4 protein-coding genes are annotated in these 4,593 nt (G+C 43.2%); all 4 read left to right on the plus strand.

What is annotated here, in order from left to right:
• The first annotated feature begins 65 nt into the window (after positions 1-65).
• Positions 66-1,228, plus strand: a protein-coding gene (locus tag A7090_RS21730; protein ID WP_105275479.1) for an IS3 family transposase whose coding sequence is annotated in 2 segments (ribosomal slippage) — positions 66-327 and positions 327-1,228 — 1,164 coding nt in all. Because the reading frame shifts where the segments join, the coding sequence is not laid out codon by codon here.
• Between the two features lie 60 nt (positions 1,229-1,288).
• Positions 1,289-2,482, plus strand: coding sequence for a hypothetical protein (locus tag A7090_RS21735; protein WP_105275480.1), 1,194 nt, complete (start codon positions 1,289-1,291; stop codon positions 2,480-2,482).
• Complete coding sequence (locus A7090_RS21740; RefSeq protein WP_105275481.1) at positions 2,479-3,669, plus strand: putative PEP-binding protein; 1,191 nt, start codon at positions 2,479-2,481, stop codon at positions 3,667-3,669. The genes A7090_RS21735 and A7090_RS21740 overlap by 4 nt, the downstream gene beginning before the upstream one ends.
• A gap of 77 nt (positions 3,670-3,746) precedes the next feature.
• Positions 3,747-4,367, plus strand: coding sequence for a sugar ABC transporter (locus tag A7090_RS21745; protein ID WP_241957289.1), 621 nt, complete (start codon positions 3,747-3,749; stop codon positions 4,365-4,367).
• The last annotated feature ends 226 nt before the right edge of the window (positions 4,368-4,593 follow it).

Consider the following 4,593-nt stretch of genomic DNA (forward strand, 5'->3'; position numbering starts at 1 on the left):
TGATCCTACCCACCAATAGTGGACACGGGACTAAGTGAGTAAACTCTCAATCAGAGGTGACTCACATGACAAAACCTGTATCAACCAGTAAAAAGCCCCGTAAGCAACATTCCCCTGAGTTTCGCAGCGAAGCTCTGAAGCTTGCTGAGCGCATCGGTGTTGCTGCCGCAGCCCGTGAACTCTGTCTTTATGAATCCCAACTCTATGCCTGGCGAAGCAGGCAGCAACAGCAAATGACATCGTCAGAACGTGAAAGTGAACTGGCTGCTGAAAATGCCCGTCTCAAACGCCAGTTAGCGGAGCAGGCAGAGGAACTGGCCATTCTCCAAAAGGCCGCGACATACTTCGCGAAGCGCCTGAAATGAAGTATGTCTTTATCGAAAAACATCAGGCTGAATTCAGCATTAAAGCCATGTGCCGTGTTCTTCGGGTTGCCCGCAGTGGCTGGTATGCCTGGTGTCACCGACGTGTGAGGATAAATTCACGTCAGCAGTTTCGTCTGAGTTGTGACAGCGTTGTACGCGAGGCTTTTACTCAGGCAAAACAGCGCTACGGTGCCCCACGTCTGACAGATGAACTGCATGCTCAGGGTTACCACTTCAGCGTGAAAACCGTGGCAGCCAGTCTTCGTCGTCAGGGACTGCGGGCGAAGGCCTCGCGGAAGTTCAGCCCGGTCAGTTACCGTGAGCATGGCTTGCCGGTGTCGGAGAATCTGCTGAAGCAGGATTTTTACGCCAGTGACCCGAATCAGAAGTGGTCGGGAGACATCACGTATCTGCGCACTGATGAGGGCTGGCTCTATCTGGCCGTCGTCATTGACCTGTGGTCACGTGCTGTTATCGGCTGGTCAATGTCATCACGGATGACGGCACAGCTTGCCTGCGATGCGTTACAGATGGCGCTGCTGCGGCGTAAGCGACCACAAAATGTCATCGTTCACACGGATCGCGGGGGCCAGTATTGTTCCGCGGATTATCAGGCTTTGCTGAAGCGGTACAATCTGCGCGGGAGCATGAGTGCAAAAGGCTGTTGCTACGATAATGCCTGTGCGGAAAGCTTCTTCCACTCACTGAAAGTCGAATGCATCCACGGTGAACGCTTTATCAGTCGGGAGATCATGCGGACGACGGTATTTAATTATATCGAGTGCGATTACAATCGCTGGCGTCGTCACAGTACCTGTGGCGGTCTCAGTCCGGAACAGTTTGAAAACCAGAACCTCGCTTAGGGCTGTGTCCACATTACGTGGGTAAGATCAAGATCACGTTCGGGGGGGACTTCAGCCACAATGGAAAAGTCATTTTCAAAAAATGATTCAGAGAGAAAAAAAAGAGTTTTGCTTGTCGGCATGGGGGCTGATATTGGATCTAATTTATTATATCTATGTGCCACGACAGATGTTGCTTATCCTATAACGGATATTTTGACTCACCCTATTGAAAGTGAAGGCGTTGGTGCGGCGAACCGCAACTCACTGGATGAACTTCAGGCTCGTTTGTTGCTAGCAAATCCTTTATTAATTAATAAGATCTGTATAGATAGCTATCGTAATCAGCTAATTATCAATGGGCGAACATTTTCTATTCATTTTTGCGATTTCAATACAGAAATAGATCTGACAGATCTTGGTAAATTTGAATTAGCAGTGCTGGCAACAAGTCGTAAACATATTCGTTCAAGAGCTTGTCTTAATAAACTTGAATCCATTGCGCGGATTGTTATTGGCGTTGCTGAAAACTCTTCGCTTCCTGCTATTTACCCTGCGCTTTTGAGTGCGCCGACGGCGCATTTTCTTGCCGGGCGAGCTGTAAATTCTAACGAACTTGCTGGTAGTTTTGCTATGGGGAGTTGCCAGTGTGTTGGCTGGACGGCAGGAATACGAATACTTGCGGATTATTGTGCAAGGCAGGAAGTTCGGCTACATGATGTACTGATTCATACAGAAATTGATATTATCCATCCAGATACAGCATCATCTAATTTCGGGACAGTGAGGATAGGCTCGCGTACCGAAGATCCCAGAGATAACTTACGCCCTGGCGTTTCTCAGGTCGCTGATTCAATGTTGCGTTTTCCTCCTTCAACAAGTATGAACAGTGTGTCACTCCGAGTGCTAAGCCAGCCACCCGGATACCAAATCCAACGATTTTTCTTACGTGGTATTAATGTAAGTGCTAATGAGCTTATTGATGTAGCTAAAACACTCGAAACGATAGAACCTGCAATTGTCTATGTAACAGACATGCCTGTTGGATCTCGAGTTTATTCATCTCTCCCTGTCAGTATGGTTTTGATTGCCACTGAACAACATCTTTCTATTAGACGTATTGGTGACGTTGTTGAGGTGATAATACAGGCATATATTCACAATACTCTAGGTTATTGTGCTGCAATTCTTTCAGCTACTGATCGTATTTTGTGTGGTGGAAATATCACACTAATTGACTCTAATCATCCTACAACCAGTGAGGTACAAAAATGAAGACTTCAGAAATTATTCCATCGTCTGTGGCACGTAAAACTATTGGTAAGATTATTATTACACCTGAGCCAGAAACTGTAGGAGTAATAGCTCATTCACTGGAGGAAATCTCTGATGCATCAGAGCACATTCTCTTTACACCAAGTTTGGACTGTGCTGTTGCGAGCAAAATTATTGCCAGCCCATCGGTAGGATCCGTTGTAGTCGCGCGTAACGAGTTTTCCGATCACGCCCGAAAAATGCTACATGAATCAGGCATCGGGCTGGTTGTTTATAATGGAGGGGAGATCGACAAGGCAAATCGATGCATAGTTAATAAAAACGGCCTGACAGCACTCAAGGAAGAAGTTCCTGTTAGTGCTATCTGTTCTGTACTTAATCAACGAAATCTCACAGCTTATAGACGCTTTGGTATCAAAGCTCTGGGGTATTTCCGATTCAAATTTTGTCTTTTCCAGCTTTTCAGTCAGGAGCCTTCTGCGTATAACGATCCAGAACGTATTGAATCTTTTTTATATCAGCAACTTGTTGAAATTGGCAGGCAGAACTGGACGAGTATTCGTTGTGTTCTATCTGATCTGACTACAACTGAGCTTCAGGAAGTAGGTGTAAACGTGCCTTCAGAAATAAATCCCGATATGGGGGTTAGAGGGCCTCGTAACATGAAGTTGTGGGAACCAGAATTAGCTGCAATCCGCCACTTTATGGAAGAATTTTCGATCCCAGTAAAAATCAGCGCTCCGTTTATTTCGACGATAGAGGAATACTCTGCATTTGTGGCGATGGTAGAGTCAGTTGGGATTATACGCAGCAAGGTCGAATTAGGCTTTACATTGGAAGTTCCCGCCTTGGCAGAAGAGTTAGATATTCTATTTACTTCAGAAAAAGTTGATTTTATGGCAATTGGGACTTCTGATCTTTTCTCTCTGTTCAATGGCGTCTGTCGGAATAATCGGATACTTTCAATATCCCCGACAAGTAATGCTAATCTTCGTTTGTTACGTAGAATTGTAGCCTGTGCATATGAATATGGCGTTCACACTTTTGTCTGTGGTGAGATACGGCGGAATGAAATTATTATGACGGAGTTGTTACAGGCCGGAGTTGGCGAATTGATTTGTTCGGCACAAATCAAAGAGCTTAGTTCTATTTTTCAACTTTCTAGTGTCAAGGAATTTATAGGATGATTTTATACTTTAACTTGACTGAACATCCTCAATGCTCAATAGCTATACTGACATGAATTAGCGGTTAATTAGATCTTATGGAAGGAGATAATATCCAATTAAAGATAAATATTCCTAACATAGTTATTACTCTTTCATGTAAATATTTGGAGCTTAGTATAATGTTATATACTGTGAAATGTACGTACACTGATCCTGAGACTGAAGCAAGCTGGAATAATTTTTACAGCCAGATTAAATTGCCCAATTTAATCTCTATTAATAGTTTCATAACATCGCAGCGTTTTAAATCTCTAACCTCTGGTTGTCCTTTTTATCTTACGATCCATACCGTAACCGATGTTAAGGCAATTTATAGTGAAGAATATATTCAAAAAGGGGATGGTAATTTTTCTTATTGGCAGTCCAATATTTCTGAGTGGGGTTGTAATCTGTATGCATGTGATAAAATGGCCCCAGATGTTTCTATGCAAGAATTTTTGGTTATCTGTCCCAAATGTGTCGAATTTATCGAGATGGAGTTAGGATTTCAGCCGTGGATTATGCAATCCACAGGATTGGATAGATTTTCAGAAAACCAAGTAGCATATGTAGTACCAAAGGAAGATTCTTCACTTTTCTCTGCAATATCGGGATGTTTTTTTTATAAACCTATTACAAACCAACTACAGAATTTAGCTGCTATACATAGCAATTAGTAAATAATTCACATAAAAAGTATGTGTGTTTACTGTTTTCCTTTGAAAGAAGATCTTTAGTCTGATGAGCTTTTGGGCATTGATTTTATGAGGGTAAGGAGTTGCTATAATATTGAAACTATAATAAGTCAAAATAAAAAACCAGGCTAAATAGCTGCGCCTAATATCGCTACACTTTTGCCAGACCATGCTTTCCTCCCGGGAATGGACTGGCGGTTTCCATAAA

Origin of the sequence: Escherichia sp. MOD1-EC7003, assembly GCF_002965065.1 — a bacterium.
Lineage (GTDB): Bacteria > Pseudomonadota > Gammaproteobacteria > Enterobacterales > Enterobacteriaceae > Escherichia.

Coding starts and splice junctions, on each gene's coding strand:
- A7090_RS21740 (WP_105275481.1), top strand. CDS start 2,479: ATGAAGACTTCAGAAATTATTCCATCGTCTGTGGCACGTAAAACTATT.
- A7090_RS21745 (WP_241957289.1), top strand. CDS start 3,747: ATGGAAGGAGATAATATCCAATTAAAGATAAATATTCCTAACATAGTT.
- A7090_RS21735 (WP_105275480.1), top strand. CDS start 1,289: ATGGAAAAGTCATTTTCAAAAAATGATTCAGAGAGAAAAAAAAGAGTT.